Source organism: Melioribacteraceae bacterium, from assembly GCA_030584085.1.
Lineage (GTDB): Bacteria > Bacteroidota > Ignavibacteria > Ignavibacteriales > Melioribacteraceae > SURF-28.
In genome coordinates this window covers 2,166,048-2,187,819 of record CP129490.1, presented here as the reverse complement: position 1 = coordinate 2,187,819, position 21,772 = coordinate 2,166,048, and the positions used below count along the sequence as shown (strand labels likewise).

At 33.1% G+C, this 21,772-nt stretch carries 22 protein-coding genes and 2 tRNA genes; 13 read left to right on the top strand and 11 right to left on the bottom strand.

Features of this window, described 5'->3' with window-relative positions; translation table 11 throughout:
* Entirely contained in the window at positions 1–336 is a 336-nt protein-coding gene (locus QY331_09990; protein ID WKZ68283.1) for an STAS domain-containing protein, read from the top strand.
* A gap of 154 nt (positions 337–490) precedes the next feature.
* On the opposite strand, the gene QY331_09985 is transcribed toward QY331_09990, so the two are convergent.
* The 3 genes from QY331_09985 to QY331_09975 form a co-directional block, all read right to left on the bottom strand.
* Entirely contained in the window at positions 491–811 is a 321-nt protein-coding gene (locus tag QY331_09985) for a type II toxin-antitoxin system PemK/MazF family toxin (GenBank protein WKZ68282.1), read from the bottom strand.
* Positions 812–1,069 (bottom strand): AbrB/MazE/SpoVT family DNA-binding domain-containing protein, encoded by a 258-nt coding sequence (locus tag QY331_09980; GenBank protein ID WKZ68281.1) that lies wholly within the window; start codon positions 1,067–1,069, stop codon positions 812–814.
* A 122-nt stretch (positions 1,070–1,191) separates the two neighbouring features.
* Positions 1,192–1,758: an outer membrane beta-barrel protein gene (locus QY331_09975; GenBank protein ID WKZ68280.1), complete on the bottom strand. Its 567-nt coding sequence runs from the start codon at positions 1,756–1,758 to the stop codon at positions 1,192–1,194.
* Positions 1,759–2,084: 326 nt separating this feature from the next.
* Between QY331_09975 and QY331_09970 the strand changes: the two genes are divergently transcribed.
* On the top strand, positions 2,085–4,790 hold the full coding sequence (locus QY331_09970) for a DNA methyltransferase (GenBank protein WKZ68279.1): 2,706 nt from the start codon (positions 2,085–2,087) through the stop codon (positions 4,788–4,790).
* A 1-nt stretch (position 4,791) separates the two neighbouring features.
* Here the strand turns inward: QY331_09970 and QY331_09965 are convergent, their stop codons facing one another.
* The 3 genes from QY331_09965 to QY331_09955 form a co-directional block, all read right to left on the bottom strand.
* Positions 4,792–5,769: a hypothetical protein gene (locus QY331_09965; protein ID WKZ68278.1), complete on the bottom strand. Its 978-nt coding sequence runs from the start codon at positions 5,767–5,769 to the stop codon at positions 4,792–4,794.
* Between the two features lie 767 nt (positions 5,770–6,536).
* Positions 6,537–6,704 (bottom strand): GIY-YIG nuclease family protein, encoded by a 168-nt coding sequence (locus QY331_09960; protein WKZ68277.1) that lies wholly within the window; start codon positions 6,702–6,704, stop codon positions 6,537–6,539.
* A 183-nt stretch (positions 6,705–6,887) separates the two neighbouring features.
* A tRNA-Ser gene (locus QY331_09955) sits at positions 6,888–6,975 on the bottom strand.
* 91 nt (positions 6,976–7,066) lie between these two features.
* Between QY331_09955 and QY331_09950 the strand changes: the two genes are divergently transcribed.
* The 4 genes from QY331_09950 (at position 7,067) to QY331_09935 (ending at position 11,409) form a co-directional block, all read left to right on the top strand.
* Positions 7,067–7,154, top strand: a tRNA-Ser gene (locus QY331_09950).
* Positions 7,155–7,449: 295 nt separating this feature from the next.
* Positions 7,450–8,118, top strand: a complete 669-nt coding sequence (locus QY331_09945; GenBank protein WKZ68276.1) for a hypothetical protein — start codon at positions 7,450–7,452, stop codon at positions 8,116–8,118.
* Between the two features lie 492 nt (positions 8,119–8,610).
* The gene (locus QY331_09940; GenBank protein WKZ68275.1) at positions 8,611–9,360 is read left to right on the top strand and encodes an MBL fold metallo-hydrolase; all 750 of its coding nucleotides are present in this window, start codon (positions 8,611–8,613) and stop codon (positions 9,358–9,360) included.
* A gap of 105 nt (positions 9,361–9,465) precedes the next feature.
* Positions 9,466–11,409 carry a tetratricopeptide repeat-containing sensor histidine kinase gene (locus QY331_09935; GenBank protein WKZ68274.1) on the top strand — a complete coding sequence of 648 codons (1,944 nt, stop codon included), beginning with the start codon at positions 9,466–9,468 and terminating at the stop codon, positions 11,407–11,409.
* Between the two features lie 44 nt (positions 11,410–11,453).
* Here the strand turns inward: QY331_09935 and QY331_09930 are convergent, their stop codons facing one another.
* Genes QY331_09930 through QY331_09920 form a run of 3 tightly spaced genes read right to left on the bottom strand, consistent with a single transcriptional unit; the run spans position 11,454 to position 12,751 of the window.
* Positions 11,454–11,840 carry a DUF4878 domain-containing protein gene (locus QY331_09930; GenBank protein ID WKZ68273.1) on the bottom strand — a complete coding sequence of 129 codons (387 nt, stop codon included), beginning with the start codon at positions 11,838–11,840 and terminating at the stop codon, positions 11,454–11,456.
* Between the two features lie 7 nt (positions 11,841–11,847).
* The gene (locus QY331_09925; GenBank protein ID WKZ68272.1) at positions 11,848–12,507 is read right to left on the bottom strand and encodes a YiiX/YebB-like N1pC/P60 family cysteine hydrolase; all 660 of its coding nucleotides are present in this window, start codon (positions 12,505–12,507) and stop codon (positions 11,848–11,850) included.
* Entirely contained in the window at positions 12,482–12,751 is a 270-nt protein-coding gene (locus tag QY331_09920) for a DUF4282 domain-containing protein (GenBank protein WKZ68271.1), read from the bottom strand. The genes QY331_09925 and QY331_09920 overlap by 26 nt, the downstream gene beginning before the upstream one ends.
* Positions 12,752–13,004: 253 nt before the next feature.
* On the opposite strand from QY331_09920, the gene QY331_09915 reads away from it, so the two are divergent.
* Positions 13,005–14,321, top strand: a complete 1,317-nt coding sequence (locus QY331_09915) for an NCS2 family permease (protein ID WKZ68270.1) — start codon at positions 13,005–13,007, stop codon at positions 14,319–14,321.
* 98 nt (positions 14,322–14,419) lie between these two features.
* A complete protein-coding gene (locus QY331_09910; protein WKZ68269.1) occupies positions 14,420–15,709 on the top strand; it encodes an alkaline phosphatase in 1,290 nt (429 codons plus the stop codon).
* 39 nt (positions 15,710–15,748) lie between these two features.
* Here QY331_09910 and QY331_09905 read toward each other — a convergent pair whose 3' ends face one another.
* Positions 15,749–16,477 (bottom strand): OmpA family protein, encoded by a 729-nt coding sequence (locus QY331_09905; protein WKZ68268.1) that lies wholly within the window; start codon positions 16,475–16,477, stop codon positions 15,749–15,751.
* 189 nt (positions 16,478–16,666) lie between these two features.
* On the opposite strand from QY331_09905, the gene QY331_09900 reads away from it, so the two are divergent.
* From QY331_09900 to arsM, 5 genes are all read left to right on the top strand, one after another.
* Entirely contained in the window at positions 16,667–17,116 is a 450-nt protein-coding gene (locus tag QY331_09900) for a CBS domain-containing protein (protein WKZ68267.1), read from the top strand.
* 2 nt (positions 17,117–17,118) lie between these two features.
* Positions 17,119–17,754, top strand: coding sequence for a pyridoxamine 5'-phosphate oxidase (gene pdxH / locus QY331_09895; GenBank protein WKZ68266.1), 636 nt, complete (start codon positions 17,119–17,121; stop codon positions 17,752–17,754).
* Positions 17,755–17,833: 79 nt separating this feature from the next.
* Positions 17,834–18,427 carry a sigma-70 family RNA polymerase sigma factor gene (locus QY331_09890; GenBank protein WKZ68265.1) on the top strand — a complete coding sequence of 198 codons (594 nt, stop codon included), beginning with the start codon at positions 17,834–17,836 and terminating at the stop codon, positions 18,425–18,427.
* An 86-nt stretch (positions 18,428–18,513) separates the two neighbouring features.
* A complete protein-coding gene (locus tag QY331_09885; GenBank protein ID WKZ68264.1) occupies positions 18,514–18,831 on the top strand; it encodes a metalloregulator ArsR/SmtB family transcription factor in 318 nt (105 codons plus the stop codon).
* A gap of 13 nt (positions 18,832–18,844) precedes the next feature.
* Positions 18,845–19,639, top strand: a complete 795-nt coding sequence (gene arsM / locus QY331_09880) for an arsenite methyltransferase (GenBank protein ID WKZ68263.1) — start codon at positions 18,845–18,847, stop codon at positions 19,637–19,639.
* A 154-nt stretch (positions 19,640–19,793) separates the two neighbouring features.
* Here arsM and QY331_09875 read toward each other — a convergent pair whose 3' ends face one another.
* A complete protein-coding gene (locus QY331_09875; protein WKZ68262.1) occupies positions 19,794–21,668 on the bottom strand; it encodes a TIGR00341 family protein in 1,875 nt (624 codons plus the stop codon).
* Between the last annotated feature and the right edge of the window lie 104 nt (positions 21,669–21,772).

Sequence of the window (21,772 nt, the reverse complement as noted above, 5' to 3'; positions counted from 1 at the left end):
ATGAAATTCAGTACTAGCGAAGTATATAACGCTTCAGTATTTGCGTTCAAAGGAAAATTAATGGGCGGACCCGAAGCACAAGATTTTCATGATGCACTTGCAAAAGTTTTAGGTTCAGGTAAGAAAAATGTTATCGTCGATATGAGTGATGTTAAATTTGTTAATAGCTCGGGTCTCGGTAATATTGTCCGTGCATTCAGCACAGTTAAAGATGCCGGCGGTCACATGAAACTTGCGGGCGTTACAGATAAGATCGACGGATTGCTTTCAATTACAAAACTAAACAGCGTATTTGAACAATACCCATCCGTTGAAGAAGCTTCTAAAAGTTTTTAACTATAATTACAGGACAGCTCACACCCGGCTGTGAGTTGTTCTGCTTATCTATTTTGTTTAATTAACATCATTTATCATTTTTGTAATGAAAGGGGAGTTTGTCAATTCTCAGTAGTCCGTCTTTTACTTTGGCGGATTAAAAAAGTTAAGTCCCTTAATCAGAAAACATTTCCTTCAGCACATTTAATACTTTTTTCTGTGTTGTGTTTGTTAATGTACCTATCTTTTTAATAAGTCTGGTTTTGTCGATTGTTCTGATTTGATCTAATACGATTTGACCTTGCTTTCCTTCTACTTTGCAAGGAATACGAGTTGGATAGTTCCGTAATATTTTGGTTAGTGGGGCAATTATTATAGTCCGGATATTATGATTCATCTCATCCGGGGAAATAACTACACAAGGACGAGTCTTTTTAATTTCATACCCGATTGTGGGGTCTAAATTGATATAATAAATCTCAAAGCGTGAGACCATTTACCATTCCCATTCTTCTTCATCCCATTTTGTTTGTTTTAACAATGCTTCCGAATCCAACAAAACATCGTCTTCATCTTTTGCCATTTTTTGAAAAGCTGAATCCCACGATTCTCTATTTTTTGATATTGGTCTGATAACTATTTTGCCATCTTCAATTTCAAGTTCTACCTCATTTTTAAGACCACTCTCATCAATAAAGGATTTAGGAATTCTAACTCCACGCGAATTTCCTATTTTTACAATTTTTGCTTTCATGTTTTCCTTTTGAAATAACGTATCCACAATGTAATTACTTTTAGAAAAACAATCAACCCTTTTCACCACCACTTTGTTAAGTGTCGGTTCCGTTTTGTAATTATCGCACGGCAAGTGGCAATTTAATCCAAAAAATAATTTACACCTAAGCCAAGTCTAAATGCGTTACTTTCCTTTAAATAAGCCGGATCACAATTATCGGCTGGACCGCATTCGTATTCCGTATCTATGATTGAATAAATAATACTTAATTCCAGTGCGACACTATTGGATAAAAAGTAATTTACTCCGCCGAGAAAGTTTATATCTTCGGTGTTGTGCGATCCGCTGTACTCAAATTTTGGATCCTCATGCCGCAGCATATAGTTTATTCCGGCAAACGGAGCAATTCTATCGATCGGAAAATAATACCTTATACCCGGACCAAAACTCCAACTCTCTTTTGGATATTGCAGATCTTTATCATTGGTGTAATTTATATTTATTGATGTGTATAAATTATTAATAAAGAAATACCCAATTGTTGGACGAAATTCAAAAACTGTCTCTGTTGCTTTTGGCTGTTGATAAGACCTTTCAGAGTAGGAGATTGACCCACCGATTGAATAACATCCCTTGAATATTTTGACTTGAGCAGAAATTGAAAAAGAGATAAGAAATAAAACATAAAGCACATATTTATAACTCATATTAACTCCGGATGTTTGGAAATGTTAATTAAGTAAAACATGTAAAGTTTTATTTCATCTGGCTCCTTTTTCTGAGATGTAACGGCGTGGTTGATAAGGCGCAGCCCATAACAACACTACTAAATTTATTAAACAACTTTTTATTTACTGCATAACTCACATTTATAAATGCAGCTGAACAACAAAACCAAAACGGAAATACAAATTTTACAATTACATAAATGCCGAAAGCGAAAACACTGTCACCTTGAGCAACTTGTTATAAAGCGCTTGACATTAAAAAAGAAGTTCATTACCATTGTATGGTATTAAATAACAGAATATGCATGAGCCAATATTACAAATCAATATCCTACCCTAAAATCTATAACGATGATAATGAGACAAAATTAATAAGATTAGCATTAAATGAAAACGAAAAAGAATTTATTGATATAATAAAAGATTTAAGCTCAGCTCAAATGAGAGCTTTGCTTGATAATAAATCCTATGAAGACCTTGAGGATATTGCTAATAGTGAAAGAAGATCCTTGAGTAATGCATGCACGTTTTTGATTCGTGAAAAACTTACTAAATACAATATAAATAATAGGAATCAGCTTGACTTGTTTTTAGCAGGTACAGATATTTTAGAATTTAATCCCTCGTCTGGAACATTTAAAAATAATAAGGAGAAAGGAATATTTAATTGGTATCCATATGTTGAAGGATTTTCGTATGATTTTATTGAGAAGATTTTCGATCATAATATTCTACATCCGAAATCAGTTTATGATCCTTTTGCGGGTACTGGCACAACAATTTTAGTGAGTGTTTTAAATAAAATTAAATCAGGTTATTCTGAAATAAATCCACTAATGAGATTTATAATAAGCACTAAAATAGAATCGATTCAATCTCGAGACTTCATTGTAAAAAAGGAAAGTAAGTTAATATATTCGCTCTGCGATTTGATGGGACGTGGATATAATGGTAGAGTTGAGTTTAACGAATCTGAAAATATGCTTTTAACAAATGGTTTTTTTGAGGAATCTATTCTTAAGAAACTAGTCCAACTCAAACGAAAAATCAATGAATCCTCTTTGTCTTCTATTAGTAAGCGTTTTCTAATGCTTTTGTTAAGTTCAATAATTGTTAAAGAATCCAATATGATAAGACGGGCGGATTTAAGATATAAAAAAGGGAAGGAATTTAATGAAATTGATGAAGATGTCTTTGGGCTTTTTAAGGAAAAAGTGGATTCTGCTATAAATGACTTGATTAACTTAGAAATTAAGAAGTGTAATAATGCATTTCTCGTATCAAACGATGCGAAAGGAGATATTGGTAAATATGCCGAACATTTTGATACAATCGTAACATCGCCTCCATATGTAAATGGGACCAATTATTTTCGTAATACGAAATTAGAATTGTTGTTCTTAGAATTGGTAAACCAAGAAGCTGAAATGAAAAAATTAAGACAAGATGCTATTACTGCTGGAATAAATAACGTAAGTAACAAAAAGAAACTTGAAAAAAATGAAATTGACCAATTGAATGAAATTATTGAAAATCTTGAAGAAAACAATTACGATAAAAGAATACCAAGACTTGTAGAACATTATTTTTATGATATGCAAAAAGTGTTTAAAAACCTTTATAAAATCCTTGAAAACGGTGGTAATTTTTATTTTGATATAGGAGATTCAATCTTTAATAATGTACATATACCTACTGATATACTCTTCGAGAATATGGGAGTAAGAGAAGGTTTTAGTTTGGTTAAAAAAACTAAAATTAGAAATAGATTCTCAAAGAATGGGAAACAGCTTGGACAATGGTTAATTCATTTCACAAAGGATGAAAAAAGTCCGACTAAATATAGTAGCGGTATGTTCAATATTGCGGTCAAAGACGAAGATATAATTATAAAAAACTGGAAAAATTTTAGGGACGAACTACCTTATAGAAGATTTCCATATTCTAAAAGAAATTGGGGTAGTAGGCTCCATTCATTGTGTTCTTATCAAGGGAAATTGAAGCCCTCAATAGCTTACTATTTAGTGAACTATTTTACTAAAGAAAATGATGTAGTACTTGACCCGCTTGCAGGTGTTGGAACAATACCTCTTGAAGCAATCTTGAATAATAGGAGAATCATAGCGAATGACTTAAGTAAATTAGCATATTCAAATACATTGGCGAAAGTTGGTAAAGTAGATGCATCAAAATGTTATGAAATAATAAATAATCTAAAAATTTATATTAATGAACATGAAGTTCAAGATGAAGAATTGATAAGAAACGACTTTGGATTTAATAAAAAATTAAGTGATTATTACCAACAGGAAACATTTAAGCAGATTATTTCAGCAAGAAAATACTTTTTAAATGAAGTTGAATTTGAAGAAAATCACTCATTTGTATTTTCGAGTTTACTGCATATTTTACATGGCAACAGACCATATGCTTTATCGAGAACCTCACATCCAATAACACCTTTCGCGCCTAAAGGAGAATTTATTAATAAAAATCTTATTGAAAAATTAAATGAAAAAGTAACTAGGGCAGTAGTTGACAAAGCGAATTGGAAAAATGTTAAATATAGTGTCTTTCAAGGAGACTATGCTGAATTAGATAAAAAAGTAAAAAACGAAAGTGTCGATATCGTAATAACATCTCCACCTTTTTATGATTCTACAAAGTTCTATATGGCTAATTGGATTCGCATGTGGTTTGCAGGATGGGAACAAGATGACTTTAAATCAAAAAAAGAATTATTCTTAGAGACTAAACAAGTGCGAGATATAGGTATATATACCAAATTTTTTAATTTGATGTCTAGCCTTCTTAAAAAGGAAGGACATATAATTTTACATCTAGGCTTTTCAAAAAAAGCAAATATGGCTGAAATGCTTATTCCATATGCACAGCCCAATTTTAATATTATCGGGTATTTTAATGAAAAAGTTACCGATAATGAAAACTTCGGTATTAAGGATCAAGGTTCTGTTAAAGTTCATCAGTATCTTTTTCTTAAAAAGAATTAGGCTACTCTTTAATGCCTAACAATTTCTTATTTTCCTTTGAAAGAAGTTGAATTAAATCATAGGAGACTAGTAATTTTTTCAATTCTCCAATTCTTTTTTTAAGATTAGATTTTTCCCGCACTTTTAAATATCTTTCTACACATTTATTAACGTCAATATTTGTATTGATAATTGGTACTTCACTAGTTAACAGCGTTAAATCCGCACCAGTTATTTTAGCTAATTCAATAAGTTCGTTGTTAGTATAGAATTTGCTTGGCAATTGATCTCTTTTGTTCTCATTGGCTTCTTTTGACAATAATGCAGCATTAGAAACCTTAAGAGGATACAGATATTTTGAAGGAAGGATATGATCTATTGCCCAGGTGTTACGCTTACTTATATCCAATGTTTTTTTTGTCTTAAAGCATTTGTTATCAAATCTTTCAAATAATTTTTTTATATCAATTTTCTCATTTTCTTCGGCAACTAGAATGTCAGCTATTCTTCTCCTAATGGAGGATTCATGCAATTGTTGTTTGGTCCTTTTAGGATTCAACTCTGCATTAATTGCACCTTTACATGCTCTACATTCCATTTGCCTTTCTAGAGGACCCCAGTTAACATGTTTGCTAAATGAATGAAAAGGTAATATTCTATTACATGCGCCACACCTTTTCCAAAAAGCTTCTGGATTTTCGGTGCTAGTTAGAAAAAAGGCACGCCAAAATCTTTCAGCTTGCAGAGACTTCGATTTTCTAAAGGGACCTTTCCAATTTGTAAATGGGATATCAGTATTTTTAGAATGAATAAAATCACACTTTTCACATTTCCAAAGTGCATTTTCAAAGGCATCCTTTGGTGAAATAAGTTGTGCCCCAATATGAATTGTATTTAATTCTTTACAATTAATACAAATAAATGCAACGTAGGCATCATGAACTGGTAAGCCATCTATTCGAGTTATACCAGTAATATTTTTTGTTTTTCGTCTAGCCATATATCTCCCATAAAAATGAATATAATAGAAGCTTTATAACTAACACAAAACAACAACTATTTATTCTAACCAAGATGTTTGCGATGCAAAATCAGCAACTCCAACATCCGTTGATTTCTTTTTAAAATTTTCATAAATCAGAACTATGTTTGTACTTGCAACTCCGGAGTGGACGGAATAGATTCTGTTATTTATGCAAAAATTGTAGTTTAAAAATTTATTAGTGAAGGATAAGAATGTGTAAAGCACTGCGAATAAAACGATAATAGGGAATGAGAAGGGGAAATAATCCATAACAACCTTAATTGTTATAACTGAAACACAAAATAAGAAAAAATATTAAATGGTACAGTAAAAAATTAAAAAGAATATTACTCTAATAACAATTTATTGCCTCACTTAATAACGCTTCCATCCGGTCTCTACCTGGTGTCAATATCCGCTCAACTTATACTCTGAAACCTATTTGAAAAGTATTTGAATACGTTTAACCTCCAATCAACTCTCAGTGAAGTTCATAAATTGCAATACTAATACTGAAAATATATTCGCTCAGATTAATATATAATGTTCATGATGATTAGAGGTTTTTTACCTGGTAATTTATTCGCTAGAGTTCTGGGATCACTAAAAAAACAGAACGCGGAATAACTAACCAGCGGAAGGAGAGAGACCTACTTCGCCAAGGCTTCGTAGGTTAAAATTCGCTTTCTGGCAAAAGCAATACCTGAACCAGTTTTGAAGTACTGTTCTAATTGTTGAGCTTTTTATTTTGTTTGAACAGCAACGAATGCATCCAATTCAAAAGGGAGATATGGTTTTGTTGATTTGTTCATGCCAGAATTGTGCTCTTTGAAACGTTGATCTATATTTGATGTATATCCAACATAACGAAATGAAGACATTCTACTTTTGAGAAAGTAAACATAATACATTTTGTCACCTCTAATTAAATTTGAGAGGATTAGCTTAATTCAATAGATATCAACAGATGAATTCAAATTTTGAATTTGATTAGAAACAAAACACGATTTTCATACAAATTCCGCAAAGCAAAGCGTCTCCTTCATTAAAATTCCGGAGAGCGAAGCTCTACGAAGCCCAAGGGCGAAGTAGAGCGGAAGGAGAGAGATTCGAACTCTCGGATCCCTAAAAGAGATCAACGGTTTTCGAGACCGCCCCATTCAACCACTCTGGCATCCTTCCGATTTTGAATTACTAAATTAAAAAATATCCATCTACTTTGCTTTATAATTTCATAATAAAAAAGGTAATTAATATATTTGTATTCCTTTTTGGAGAGGTGCAGGAGTGGTTGAACTGGCTCGCCTGGAAAGTGAGTGTGCCTCAAAAGGGTACCGTGGGTTCGAATCCCACTCTCTCCGCAATCGTTTTATTTGTAAACCGTTGATTTCTTTTATATTTCTCGGAGGTTTCCTGAATAGAAATGTTCTGAGAACCTCTCGCTTTCTGCCGCTATATTGTTAACCTCGATTGATCTTGATCATGAATTAAATTAGTAAAAATTTTCTTCTATATATTATCATACTTAAACCTCTGTTTTGATTTTATTCAGAAAAAAGATTACGTTTCTCTCAACCAATTTAGCGTTTGCACATTACCGTTCCTGTGAGTGAGATTTCTAATTCATTCAATATAAATTGTTCATGGGAGCAAGCTATGAAAAAAATATTTGTTCTTTTGACCATCCTCTTGTTTTCTCTCCTAATAATTTCTTGCGATACAACCGAATCTGACGATGACCCAAATTCACTTGGCGGTGATACTAATGTTCCAATTAGCCAGGTTGGTAATGTTGTTAGCACCGGTTCTGTGACAATCAATAATCAATCATATGATATTGGTGGTGAGTTTGAGGTAATAAGTAATAACAATGGTGTTGCAACCTTGCAAGTAAAAGCTGATTTAAGAAATGTACCGGGACTTTCAGTTTTCAATAATTTTATTCCGGCCAGCATGAAAGATGCATCAGGAAGAATCAACACTACAGTTCAGTTTAAAGTCACTTCTGAGGGTATGCAGGATAATATGAATGTTGACGGTAAACTTCATACTCTTGTAAAGTATAATGCAAAGGTCGGTGATAAATACAAAGTATCTACCTCAAATGGTAAGACAATTACAAGAACCGTTACAGAAAGAACAGACCAAGATGATTTTCCATATGGATTTTTCAATATCAAAACTATTAAAGTTGAGCAGGATTCTAGAGTTCCCGGTATTCGAAATTTTGTTTATCGATTGAACCATAAATATGGTTTAGTGTTCGTTGAAATTATTATGGAAGATGGTTCATCTGCAAAAGTTTACCTTTACTCAGTTAATTAATTTGAATGAGATTAGAGCGTTTGCTACAAAGTAACCTTTTACTTTCTCATAAATTTAAACCGGTGGGATTACTTTTAATCCTACCGGGAGTTTTTTTATTAATACTGAGATTTTACTTCGATGAAAAACCTTCCTTTTTTGATATAGAGACATTTGCATTTTATTCTACTTACCTTGAGACCAAATATTTCTCAATAATCGAAAATCATTTTACTGAAGAACTTGGAGGAGTTTTATTATTTCTCGGTCTCGCTTTCATAAGCCTTTCTAAAGAAAAAATAGAGAAACCCGAATACATTGATTTACGTTTGAAGTCATTCCTCATTACATTTCTTTTAACATATTTACTCATTATTCTGGGAATTTTGTTTGTCTACGGGATTGCCTTCATTAAAATAGTCTTATTCGGTATGGTTTTACAATCCTTAATTTATATCATTTTATTCAGATATTTTATTCTCGTTTTAAATAAAAATGAGAGTAATGTTATAAATGAAAAGTCAAAAAAAAGTATATAAATTTTTATTAGTACTTTCTGCACTAATAGCAACATCATTTCTTGCATTCATTATATATTTTTATCTAATGCTAAATTTTGAAGAAAGACTTACTGAACGCATTACGGATGACGTAATTGTAATCAATGATCTTTTTTCCAGTATGTACTTAATCCGTATTGATTCGGTTTACATAGCAATTGATACAGGTTATTTTGAATCTTATATTCTTAGGGGATTAGAGTATAATGATATCAGTATAGATGATATCAAGTACTTGTTGATTACCCATTCGGATGCTGATCATGCAAATAATATTGACTTATTTAAATCCGCCGAAGTTTACTTCTCTAAAGAAGAAAAAATAATGTTAGATAATGGTCAGCAGCGATTCAACTTTATTCCAATGCTTAATAATGAATTACAGATACAAAATTTAAATCTGATTGAAGATGAGGATTCTATTTTTGTAGGTGATAGGATAATAAAAGCTATATCTCTTCCCGGTCATACAGAAGGTTCATTTGGTTATATATTTGATAATAAGTATCTATTTTCTGGAGATGCTTTTCGATTAAAGAATGGGAGAATTTCTTTACCATTTAGAAAATATTTTGTAACTGATGAAGATGAAGTAAGAAAATCGATGTATAAAGTTTCTGGATTGGATTCAATTAAATATATATTCACGGCTCATTCCGGTTTCACAGCGGATTTTCAATTTGCCGTTTCACATATTAATTGATTTTAATTGTGTTATGTTTGTTTAGCATTAGTAAGTTATTGAACTTTAATCTCTTCTTAACTGTTTTTATTCATTATTTTGTTAATCCGTTTATTTGAGGAATAAATGAAAGTATATATTCTGGTTCTCTTAATTCTCTCTACTGTATTTGCGCAGCCCAATTTAGATAGTCTCTTATCTGAAATGAAGGGTAGTGATGACACAACTATTGTTAGAGAGCTCAATGATCTTACTTGGGAACTTAGAAGTTCAAATCCAAGTGCCGCAAAGGAATACGGTTTAGCTGCACTTAAAATAGTTGACAGGATTTCAAATCAAAAATACAAATCACAGCTACTAAATTTTCTTGGGGTTATTTACGGAAATTTAGGCGATCTTGATTCCGCTTACCACTATTACAAACTCGGTTATGAACTTGGTAAAGAAAATAATAACAAACGCGAAATTGCCTATTCACTTAATAATCTTGGTGATTATTATTTCAAGAAAGCTCTTTATTCTGTAGCACTTGAAAATATTATGGAATCCTACAACATTTTTGAAGAGATAAATGATCAAAGGGGGATGGCTTATACTTTGAACGATATCGGTGAAATTTACATGAAGCAGTTTGATCATGAAAAAGCATTAGAGTATTTCAAGAGATCGGGCGATATCAGACTTGCGATAGGTGATGATCGCGGCTATGCAAAATCTCTGATTAATATGGCTTCTGTTTATGAAAATCAGAACAGATACGAACTTGCATTATCGACATATTTCAAAGCTTATGATGTAAGCCTCAAATCAAATTACCTGAAAGGTGAAAGTTATGTCTTAGCCGGTATATCGGATTTGTATTATAAACAGGGCAACTTAACGAAATCATTAGAGAGCAGGTTAAGAGCTCTTGAAATAGATTTGAAAATAGAAAACAAGTACGGTGAGTTAATTTGCTATAATAATCTTGGTTTGCTTCACATGAATCTTGGAGATTTGAATAAAGCAGAAGAATTTCTTAAGAAGGCAAAAGAAGAATCACAAAAAACCGGTCATCTTGATCAGCTAATGGTTTCTTACCAATTTATGACTGAACTTGCAGTGAAAAAAAACGATTTCGAAACCGCATACAATTCATTAAACGAATATCAATTACTTAAAGAAAAAATATACGGACAAGAAAACCTCAATAAAATTGCAGATTTACAAACGGCATTTGCCACGGAAAGAAAGGATCGTGAAAACGAACGATTAAAACTCGATATCCAATATCAAAAAACAACTCGTAATTATTTAATACTAATAACCATACTCATTCTTATCGGAGTCGGTTTATTTGTTTTAAGATATCGGGCCGAAAAAAAAGCAAACAATCTATTGAAGGAATTGAATTCTTCCAAGGATAAATTCTTTTCAATATTTGCTCATGACCTTAAGAATCCTTTTAATGCTTTACTGAATATCGCAAATTTTTTGAAAGATTATTACGATGATTTTTCTGATAAAGAACGTAAGGAGATGATAACATCAATTTATGATGCATCAAAAGATATACACAAACAATTAGAAGAACTTTTAACTTGGGCAAGATCACAAAAAGGCGAACTGGGAATTAATAAAGTAAAACTAAATCTTCATGAATTGCTTACGTCATTATCATCGACTTATCGCCTCGCTTCTAAAAATAAAAATATTGCTCTTAAAATTGATTCTGATGAAATGACTGAATTTATAGGTGACAAATTTGTAATTGAAACTGTGATTGGGAATTTTGTCGATAATGCAATCAAGTTTTCACCAAACGGCAGTGAAGTTATAGTTTCGGGTCAAAGAAAAAATAATACAATTGAAATATCCGTTAAAGATTCAGGTGTCGGTATTGACGAGAAAGTAAGAGAGAACTTATTCAAAGTTGATTTCAAATATTCTTCACCGGGAACAAATAATGAAAAGGGAACGGGACTTGGTCTTAAGATTTGTAAAGAATTTGCCGAACTTCATGGTGGTACAATAGAAGTGAAAAGTGAAGTTGGCAATGGCAGTACTTTTATTCTAAAAATACCCGTTTAAAGAAAAGATTCCATCCATCTTAGAATGGATGGAATCTTTAATAATTATTTCGATATACCTAATTTCCATTCACCGTCTTCTTTTACAACTTTAGCTTTTTCATCGTCGGTTGAACCGTCGCCGTAAGTTAATCTAACTTTAAAATTGGCTTCATTCTCTTCAATATCTTCACTCAAAAATTCGATATTTGTAATACCGCCTTTTGCTTTTATTTCTTCATACTTATTATTAATACCTTCGTCAAGTTTTTTATCATCGACTAGAGCTTTAACTTGTGAAGAAAGTAAATCTTTCACACCTGCTTTATCATTGTTTGCCATCATTTCGAATGAATCTTTTACAACATCCTGAGGAGTTGCCGGTCCACCGCAATTAACAAAAACAAATGATAATAATAAAGCTACAACTAACAGTTTGATAACGTTTCTCATTTTAACCTCACTGGTAAATAGATTTTTTAGTAATTGATTTAGTATTGGGACTCCATAATAGAGTCCCGGGAAGTAAATAAGGATTTTCACCGACCGGAATAGAAAGTGTATCGAATGTATTTTCGGTTAAATCTACACCGGCAAATTTGTAAGCACGCCATATTAATTCCGTGCAATAATATTTTGTTGAATCATGAAGCGAAAAACTATCGTCAAATAAAATTCCGGCTTCATAAGATATTTTTGCGAAGTATGAAGCTTCTTCAGCTATTGATGGATCATCATAACGAATAACTTCATAAGCCGAAGCTCTGTCTTTCAATAAAAACATTCCTAGAGAATCTTTTCGGATATGATCAATCCCGTTTTCTGATTCATCGGGTACGGCGTGGATTACAAATGGTGTGTTGTTATAAAATGAAATTATCCCGATATGGGAATAAGGAGAACTCGGATCGTTTTCTAAAACTAAATTACTTACAAAACTTATTCCTCTTCTAAAGATGAGATCGCCGTCCTTCAAGATCGAAGTCTTAATTTCAAGCGACGGAATTACCGAAGCATTTATTATCGATCTTTCTTCAATTGATTTTGGTGTAAACAGAAAGAAAGTCAGAACAATAACAATACTTATTCTAGTTTTAGAATTGTCCGCTACGTGGATCATGACTGGCGGCGGTTTTAGAATCTATTGATGAAAGTCTGTCATGAATACTGAACACGACAATTATACCTTCGCAAAATAATCTCCAAAATAAATTACCAAAGATTATAGTACCAAGACCCATCATAAACGAACCGCTGAATAAAGAAATGATTCCATAAATCGTAACAACAAGAACACCAAGTACATAAAGAACTTTAATAAGAATTGAACTAACCATTGTTTTGAATTCGAAAAACTCTTGCATATTACCCTCCGATTAAGAAATAAATTAGTGATAAAATGAAGATAGATATATCTGATACTAATCTCCAAAGAAATAAAATTTTTATTTTGTAATAAGGAATTGATTCTTTTAGAGAAATGATTTGTGAAAAATTGATTAAAAAGATATAGCGATAATCAGCCATAAATATTGTATTTACTTCGAAAATGTTCATCATTGTATAGTGGAATTGATAACTAATCATTAATTTTATTCAACTTGTTGAAGGTGAGAGATGCAAAATTATTTTGAGTATGCTAAATATCAAACAAATACTAAAACTGAAATACTGGCGGGCATTACTTCATTTCTTGCAACGATGTATATAATTATTGTTAATCCCACAATAATTTCAGCCGCCGGACTTTCATTCAACGGAGTATTAACAGCAACCGTGTTAGTAAGTTTTTTCTCAAGTGTGATGATGGGGCTTTATGCAAAGAATCCAATAGTTGTTGCACCGGGTATGGGAATCAATGCTTTCTTTGCCTACACGGTTGTACTCGGAATGGGAATAGAGTGGGAGGTTGCTCTTGGTGCGGTTTTTTGGTCCGGGATAATATTTTTATTTCTTTCCATCTTTAATGTAAGAACTGCTGTTGCATTAGCCATACCAAAACAAATTAGATCGGCTGTTGCTGCGGGTATTGGTTTATTTATTACATTCATCGGATTTGAAAATGCAAAATTTATTATAGACGATCCCGTAACACTTGTAAGATTTGGAGGTTTAAATGTTGTCACAATTTCATTTTTAGTTGGTTTAATTGTTACTTCATTTCTCGTATTAAAAAATGTTAAGGGTGCTTTGATCCTTGGAATCATTTTCACGACAATTATTTCCATCCCCATTGGAAGATTTTGGGGTGATGCGTCGAATCTTTTTGGCAGTGCGTCAATTGTAAATTGGAACGGATTTATATCTTCTCCCGATTTCAGCTTGTTTTTACAATTAGATTTACTCGGTTCCTTAACTTTATCAATAATTCCGGTTGTATTTGTTTTTCTTTTCACGGATTTATTCGATAGTCTTTCTACATTTATCGGAGTTGCCGAAGCCGGAAATATAAAAGATGAAGACGGTGAACCGCGTAATATAAAGGCATCGCTTTTAACCGATGCGGTTTCGACAACTATCTCAGGTTTATTCGGGACAAGTGCAGGCACTAGTTACATTGAGTCTGCCGCGGGAATTAAAGAAGGCGGAAGAACGGGTTTGACTGCAGTTGTTGCGGGAATATGTTTTCTTCCGTTTATGTTTTTCTCACCAATGCTGTCAGTAATACCGGTTATTGCAACTGCACCGGCTTTGGTATTGGTCGGTGTGTTTATGATGAACCCAATTTCAAAAATTGATTGGAATAAATATGACGAAGCTATACCAGCGTTTCTTGCAATAATCTTGATTCCATTAACTTATTCTATTACTCAAGGAATTGTTTGGGGACTGATTGCATGGACTCTTTTAAAACTATTAAGCGGTAAAACTAAAGAAGTAAGTCTAACCTTAATTATTGTCGATATCTTTGCAATAGCTGCTTTGCTTGTCTGAAAATCAAATAGAAAATATTTATTAGAATATGATAACCTGGTAGGATTTGTTATTTTTCAGACATCATAATTAACACAAAAGAAATTGAAGGATTTATCATGAAGAAATTTTTGTTATTGCTCATTCTAGCATCATCAATGTTAATTGCTCAGCAAACTATTGAAAAAGGTAATGTAATATTTATTCATCCCGATGGAACCGGTTCAGCATCTTGGAATGCGACACGTGTTTTATTCGTAGGTCCCGATGGTTTACTTAACTGGGATAAGTTTACAAACATTGGTTTGTATCGTAGTCATATGAAAAATTCTTTAGGAGCGAGTTCGCATTCAGGTGCAACGGTTCATGCATATGGTGTAAAAGTTGAACAAGATTCATATGGAATGGATGGTACAAATCCATTAACCGCCCGATCCGGCAAGAATAAATCAATTATGCATGAAGCAATGGAAACCGGAATAAGAGTTGGAATAGTTAATACCGGAAATGTTATTGAACCCGGAAGCGCTGTTTTTGTCGCGAGTTCCGAAAGCAGAAAAAATAGTGAAGAGATTACAAAAAAAGTTATTGAATCAGGTGCCGATTTAATTTTTTGCGGGGGGGAAGAATGGATGCTTCCGGAAGGTGTAAAAGGTTTTCATACAGATTCAGGTAAAAGAACCGATGGAATTAATTTGATCGAGAAAGCCGCCGAGCTTGGCTATGTTATTATATATAATAAAGAACAACTCGAAAGTTTATCAAGAGAAGTAAAAAAGGTTCTTGGAGTTTTCGCGGCCAATCATACATTTAATGATAAAGTTGAAGAAGAATTGACCGAGCGAGGTTTACCTCTTTACCAGGAACAGGCTCCATCCTTTGCTGAAATGGTTAATGTGGCAATTACAATTTTATCAGCGAATGGTGAACAATTTTTCTTGGTTGCCGAAGAAGAAGCTACAGATAATTTTGGGAATAAGAATAATGCAATTGGGACTTTGACCGCACATAAAAAAGCCGATGATGCTTTCGGTGTAGCTATGGAATTTATCGAAAATAACCCGAATACATTATTAATAACCGCTTCGGATAGTGAAGCCAGCGGTATGGAATTGATCGGATATCCCGAAGAATACATGCCCAGAGATAAAGTATTACCTGCAACGGATAGGAACGGCGCCCCCATTGATGGTGTGAATGGTTCCGAATCTTTACCATTTATTTCTGCACCGGATAAAAACGGTAACACATACCCGTTCGGAATTATTTGGAGTTCAAACAGCGATCTTTACGGTGGAGTTATTGCCAAATCGATGGGATTAAATGCTCACTTAATGAAACTTAATTTTGATAATACTGATGTTTACAGAATGATGTATGCAACTTTGTTTGGTGTGTATTTGGATTGATTAAAAACCCCAGGATTTTTGAAATCCCGGGGTTTCTTTTTACTTCTTCAAAATCGTAAACTCAACTCTTCTATTTTTTTCACGACCCCAATCTTGATCATTTGGTGCAACCGGTCTTGTTTCACCATAACCCTTTGCGCGTAATCTACTCTCGGAAATACCTTGAGCAACTATGTAAGCTTTAGCCGAATTTGCTCTCTTATCAGATAATTCCATGTTGTATGAATCAGAACCGATATCATCAGTGTGTCCGGCTAATTCAATTTCTACAGTTGGGTTATCTTTTAAGAATTCGGCAACTTTATTTAATTCCGGATATGATTCCGGAAGAAGATCAGATTTATTAAATGCGAAGAAAACATTTTTTAATTCAATAGTTTGACCGACTTGAATTTCTTCTTTCTTTATTTCTAATTTCTCAGCTTCAGCAAACCAATATCCGCCGATACCGAAAATTTTTGTATCACCCCAAGTTTTAATTCTTATGAGAAAACCATCCCTTGAAACACTTATTGCTTTAACATCGTATCTAATGTTTTGATTTTTATCGGCATCCAGAAAAGCAACTGTTACGCTTACATTCGGCATCGAATCGAGCGGTTTTTTGAATCTTACTTCTTTCTGCATTATTCGATCACCGTTACCGGAATTGAGTGAAAATCCACCGTCACTCGGTGTTAATCTCCATTGTCCGCTTTGCATTTCTTGTGCATTAAGTAGCAAAGCAGACATAAGAATAATTATAGCAACTACAAATAATCTTTTCATAACAGAGCCCTCATTTTGTTGTGTAAAATCGTTGTTCAATTAAAAACAATTTAAGAATTTTCGTGATAAAACGAACAAAGAATCGTATAAATTTTTTAATGTAAGGTGATACAATAATCTTGTTTGATAAAATATTAATTATTACTTTGAGTCCAATTACTCATAAAATCGATTAAAAATGAGGAGAAGATGGCAACACTCAAACAAATTTTAGATCAAAAAGGTTATGAAATTTTTTCGGTATCACCTAAGAATACAGTTTATGAAGCTTTGCAATTAATGGCAGAAAAGGGAATCGGAGCACTTCCGGTTTTTGATTCTAATAAACTTGTGGGCATTATGTCAGAACGTGATTATGCGAGGAAAATTATTCTCAAAGAAAAATCATCAAAGCAAGCTTTGGTAGAAGAAATTATGTCGAAAGAAGTTATTTATGTCGAGTCCAATAGAACCGATGAAGAATGTTTGGCATTAATTGTAAATAAGAGAGTTAGACATTTACCTGTGGTCGAAGGAGAAGATATAATAGGGTTTATCTCAATTGGTGATGTTGTGAAATCTGTTATCGATTCAAAAGAATTTGTAATCGAACAACTTATAAATTATATAAACGATAAACCGGTAATAAAAAAAGTATAGCTATGCCGGAAGACATCTCAAGTTTACGCAACGATTATATAAAGCAGAAATTAAATAAATCGGATCTTTTCGCAGATCCGATCTTGCAATTTAAAAATTGGCTTCTGCAAGCAATCGATTCGAAAGTCTATGAACCAACCGCAATGACTCTTGCAACATCAAATTTAGAAAATAAACCTTCAGCAAGAATCGTTTTGCTTAAGTTCGTTAACGAAGACGGTTTTGCATTTTTTACAAATTACAATAGTCGTAAAGGAATCGAATTAACTCAAAATCCAAATGCGGCACTAGTTTTTTATTGGCCCGAATTGGAAAGGCAAGTTCGTGTTGAAGGAAGCGTTTCTAAATTAGGCAACCAGATTTCGGATGAATATTTTAATTCGAGACCCGAACAAAGCAGAATCAGCGCAATTGTTTCACCACAAAGTCAACCCATACCCGATCGTGAATTTTTAGAAAAAAAGGTAAATGAATTTATTGCCTCGAAAAATGAAATAATTAGACCGGATAACTGGGGTGGATTCATTTTAAATCCGGAGCGAATTGAATTCTGGCAAGGAAGAGAAAGTCGTCTGCATGACCGTTTTTTGTACGAAAAATCCAACAAAATGTGGCAAATTATTCGCCTCGCACCTTAATTTAAGATTTCTTGTCCGAAATTGAACTTTCTTTCCACAAAAAGCATTTTAAAGATTAAATATCGTTGAGGACTTTAAAATGCTGACAAATAAACCAATCCAAATAGATGCAAAAACTAGAAAATTGTATGAAGATTTTGAAAGGGAAGCTATACCTCATAAAGATGCTTTGTTTAATTTTGCCTTGAAGCTTACTTCAGAAGAAGACGATGCAAATGATCTCGTTCAGGAAACATATCTGAGAGCATTCCGCTTTTTTGATAAGTTTGAACTTGGTACAAATTGTAAAGCCTGGCTATTTCGAATAATGAAGAATACATTTATAAATGAATACCGAAAAGAATCAAAAGAACCAAATAAAGTGGATTATGATGACGTCCAAAACTTTTATGAAAACATCAAATCGGAAGAAGTACAAACTGAACACTTAATAAATGATTCATTCAGTAGTGTGTTTGATGATGAAATTACAGAAGCGATTGCGGAACTTCCATCGGATTTCCAAACGATAATAATTTTAGCTGATATTGAAGGATATTCATACGAAGAAATTGCTGAATTTACTTCATGCCCAATCGGTACAGTAAGATCGAGATTGCATAGAGCAAGAAAGCTTCTTTATTCAAAATTATATACTTATGCCGAAGATAAAGGTTATGTTTTAGCCGACTAAAGAAAAAAGTATAGGAGAAAGAAATTTCTCCTTTTCTTTTAAATATATTCATCGTATATTTACGATGAACGATAAAGGAAGATCAGATGGCTAATTCAAAAACAGAAGAATTCTCAGTAAACGATATCTGGTTGGCTGATATTGCTAAAGCAATTTCGCATCCGGCTAGGATAAAAATTCTAAAAATTCTGACTGAGATTAATTCATGTATGGTAGGAAATATTGTTGAGCAACTTCCGCTTGCTCAATCCACAGTATCACAGCATCTAAAAGAATTAAAACGAGTTGGATTGATTACAGGAGAAATTGACGGACCAAAAATATGTTACTGTATCAATTCTGAAGTATTAACAAAAGCAAAAAAACAATTAGATCAATTATTTACATCCATAGGATGTTGTTAAACAAGGAGGCATTATGAATTCGTCAGATGAAATAAAAAAAGTAGTAAAAGATAAATACGCTGAAATTGCAGCTAAAAATACCGGTTGCGGATGTGGTTGCAATACAAATAGTAATGTTGTAGAATTCTCCATGTTCCAAGATGATTATTCAAAATTTGACGGTTATGTCCCGGAAGCAGATTTGGGTCTAGGATGCGGAGCACCGACGGAATTTGCCGGCATAAAAGAAGGGCATACCGTGCTCGATCTCGGCAGCGGAGCAGGGAACGATGTATTTATTGCACGAACACAAGTTGGTGAAAACGGTAAAGTTATCGGTGTTGATATGACACCCGAAATGATTGAAAAAGCAAATAGCAATAAAGAAAAACTTGGTTTTCAGAATATCGAATTTAAATTAGGTGAAATAGAGCAACTACCTATAAATAAAGAAGTTATAGATGTTGTTATAAGTAATTGTGTGCTGAATTTAATCCCGGATAAAAATGCAGCATTCAGTGAAATTTATAGAGTTCTGAAACCCGGAGCACATTTTTGTGTTTCCGATATTGTTGTTGAAGGGGAATTACCGGAAGGACTACAAAAATCTGCTGAAATGTACGCCGGATGTGTATCGGGAGCATTGCAGAAAGATGAATATCTTAAAATTATCGAGTCTAATGGATTTACGAATATCGAAATAATGAAATCAAAAGAGATCAAACTACCCGATGAAATATTAACACAATATTTAGACGAAAGTGAAATTGCAGAATTCAAGAAAAATAATATAGGAATCTTCAGTATTACGGTGGTTGGTTATAAATAATTATTAACAATCTTTACGAATTACGAAATAATAAGCTGAATGGTATAAATGATCTCCGTTGAGAGAATTTATCATTCAGCTTGTTAATATTTATTTAAAAAGTGCGTGATAAGTGAAGTTTCCAATTACTAAGATATTTCCTAAGAATAATTGTCTATTCTAATCCAACTGCGGTAATCACTTCCAGCCTAATTTTATCACCGACAATTTTCTCAATTTCTGTTTTTATTTCCTTTATCCTGTTGTCACTTAAAAATCCGGATGAGGTTAATTTAGCCGATACAAAGAGCGGTGAGCCAAATCGAACTTTAACATCACGTAGTGTAACTTCTTCAATTTTTGTACCTTCCAACATTCTGGTTAATTCTGCTTCTTGCATTATGCTGTTGAAAGAAAATGTAAGTGGAATGCAGACAAGAAGTATTATGATAAGCGTATATAATAAACCTTTTTTCGCACGTTTAAACGGCGCAAATCCAAGAACCAAAAAGGTCAAGCCGCCAAACATTATAATGCCGGCAAGGTTAGTTAGATAAAGTAAGAAAGCTCCGGAGAAAACTTCCCAATCCAACCAACCGATACCAATTCCAGCTACGGCTAACGGCGGCACAAGCGCAACCGCGATAGCAACTCCGGCTAAACTTTTTGCTATACTTTCTTTAGAGTGTGCGTATGCTGCTGCAACTCCGGATGCCACAGCAATACCAAGATCGAGTAGATTGGGTGATAAGCGAGCACCTATTTCAGGCGTTATAATTCTTAATGGTGTTATAATGCTTACTATTGCTGCAAATAAAAGGGAAACAATCGTTCCGACTAAAATTGTTATTATACTATTTCTAAGCATATTAACATCATATCGAACAACCCCCATAGAAAAGGAAACTATCGGTGCCATAAGCGGTGCTAGAATCATCGCTCCTATAATGACCGGAGAAGAATCCGCATACAAACCGAATGTTGCAATCAATGTTGAAAGTATCATCATGATTGAATAGGGCAGAGTTAAAATGGAATTTTCACGCAGTATTTTAAATAATTCTATAAACTCCTCTGAAGTTGCACGGGGAAGAAGAGGTAATTTTCTTTTTATCAATTCCTCTTTTTTCTCGCCTCTCGGTAGTTTCTCAATCTTTAGTTTTTCTTTATTTCTATTAACGTCACTTTCTTTTTCAAAAATACTCGCTTGAGCTAAGTAGAGGGACTCATGTTTTATTTCAAAGCTTATTTCGTCAGCTGTAAATTTCTCACCGTCGATCGAAAAATCAATCGGAGAAGCGCATTTAATTTTTAGGTTGGAACTTTTGATATAACCAATAAATGAGGGAATCGATTTAATTGTATTTTTTGCCGGTAGAAGACTTCTAAAAAGAAAACGAATCATTTCAAAAATATTTTGCGGAGCTAAAATTAGTACATGAAGAAAGCCGTCATTTATTGAACTATCAACAACCAGTCTTCTTGAAACTAACGAACTATGCGCATGTTCTACAGATATAATCCCAAGCGCGGATGTTTCAATGAGTTCTTCACCATCTTTTGAAATCGAATAGGATACATGCTTAAGATTTCTAGATTTCCAAATTCTTTTAAGAAAATTGAATAGCTGTGTATAAAAATTCTGGCTGGAACCGGATTCAATAAGTTCAAAAACTTTCCCGATGTTTACAGATTTGAAAACTGGCTTACCGTTACAAAAAAGTAGATCAACTTTATGGTTCTCTGAATAATCAAGAATTTCTTGTACAGCAGTTTCTGGATCAGATGAAACTCCGAGTCCGTTGGCAATGTAATCCATCTCTGCATGTGGTAAAATTCCGACAGCACATTTTTTCTCTGCTGCTTTTGGTAAAAACTCAATTAATGAGTTATCATCAAGGTAAGTGACTAAAATATCTTTATCTGTCTCAAATTTTATTTCATTGATTTTGTCATATGATATTAATTGAAATTCAATTTCATCAAAAAAGCGAAGAAAATCTTTATCGAAGGTTTCTTTGTCATTAAGATTTAGGACTACGTAAATCATTTTACTCGAAAAATATTAGTGTTAGCTTTTTCTTTGCTGATTAACTCACTTTAAAAACTAAACTAAATCAAAAAAATATGATTAACAAGCTATGAATATGAATT

Coding starts and splice junctions, on each gene's coding strand:
- QY331_09990 (WKZ68283.1), top strand. CDS start 1: ATGAAATTCAGTACTAGCGAAGTATATAACGCTTCAGTATTTGCGTTC.
- QY331_09985 (WKZ68282.1), bottom strand. CDS start 811: ATGGTCTCACGCTTTGAGATTTATTATATCAATTTAGACCCCACAATC.
- QY331_09980 (WKZ68281.1), bottom strand. CDS start 1,069: ATGAAAGCAAAAATTGTAAAAATAGGAAATTCGCGTGGAGTTAGAATT.
- QY331_09975 (WKZ68280.1), bottom strand. CDS start 1,758: ATGAGTTATAAATATGTGCTTTATGTTTTATTTCTTATCTCTTTTTCA.
- QY331_09970 (WKZ68279.1), top strand. CDS start 2,085: ATGAGCCAATATTACAAATCAATATCCTACCCTAAAATCTATAACGAT.
- QY331_09965 (WKZ68278.1), bottom strand. CDS start 5,769: ATGGCTAGACGAAAAACAAAAAATATTACTGGTATAACTCGAATAGAT.
- QY331_09960 (WKZ68277.1), bottom strand. CDS start 6,704: ATGTATTATGTTTACTTTCTCAAAAGTAGAATGTCTTCATTTCGTTAT.
- QY331_09945 (WKZ68276.1), top strand. CDS start 7,450: ATGAAAAAAATATTTGTTCTTTTGACCATCCTCTTGTTTTCTCTCCTA.
- QY331_09940 (WKZ68275.1), top strand. CDS start 8,611: ATGAAAAGTCAAAAAAAAGTATATAAATTTTTATTAGTACTTTCTGCA.
- QY331_09935 (WKZ68274.1), top strand. CDS start 9,466: ATGAAAGTATATATTCTGGTTCTCTTAATTCTCTCTACTGTATTTGCG.
- QY331_09930 (WKZ68273.1), bottom strand. CDS start 11,840: ATGAGAAACGTTATCAAACTGTTAGTTGTAGCTTTATTATTATCATTT.
- QY331_09925 (WKZ68272.1), bottom strand. CDS start 12,507: ATGATCCACGTAGCGGACAATTCTAAAACTAGAATAAGTATTGTTATT.
- QY331_09920 (WKZ68271.1), bottom strand. CDS start 12,751: ATGCAAGAGTTTTTCGAATTCAAAACAATGGTTAGTTCAATTCTTATT.
- QY331_09915 (WKZ68270.1), top strand. CDS start 13,005: ATGCAAAATTATTTTGAGTATGCTAAATATCAAACAAATACTAAAACT.
- QY331_09910 (WKZ68269.1), top strand. CDS start 14,420: ATGAAGAAATTTTTGTTATTGCTCATTCTAGCATCATCAATGTTAATT.
- QY331_09905 (WKZ68268.1), bottom strand. CDS start 16,477: ATGAAAAGATTATTTGTAGTTGCTATAATTATTCTTATGTCTGCTTTG.
- QY331_09900 (WKZ68267.1), top strand. CDS start 16,667: ATGGCAACACTCAAACAAATTTTAGATCAAAAAGGTTATGAAATTTTT.
- pdxH (WKZ68266.1), top strand. CDS start 17,119: ATGCCGGAAGACATCTCAAGTTTACGCAACGATTATATAAAGCAGAAA.
- QY331_09890 (WKZ68265.1), top strand. CDS start 17,834: ATGCTGACAAATAAACCAATCCAAATAGATGCAAAAACTAGAAAATTG.
- QY331_09885 (WKZ68264.1), top strand. CDS start 18,514: ATGGCTAATTCAAAAACAGAAGAATTCTCAGTAAACGATATCTGGTTG.
- arsM (WKZ68263.1), top strand. CDS start 18,845: ATGAATTCGTCAGATGAAATAAAAAAAGTAGTAAAAGATAAATACGCT.
- QY331_09875 (WKZ68262.1), bottom strand. CDS start 21,668: ATGATTTACGTAGTCCTAAATCTTAATGACAAAGAAACCTTCGATAAA.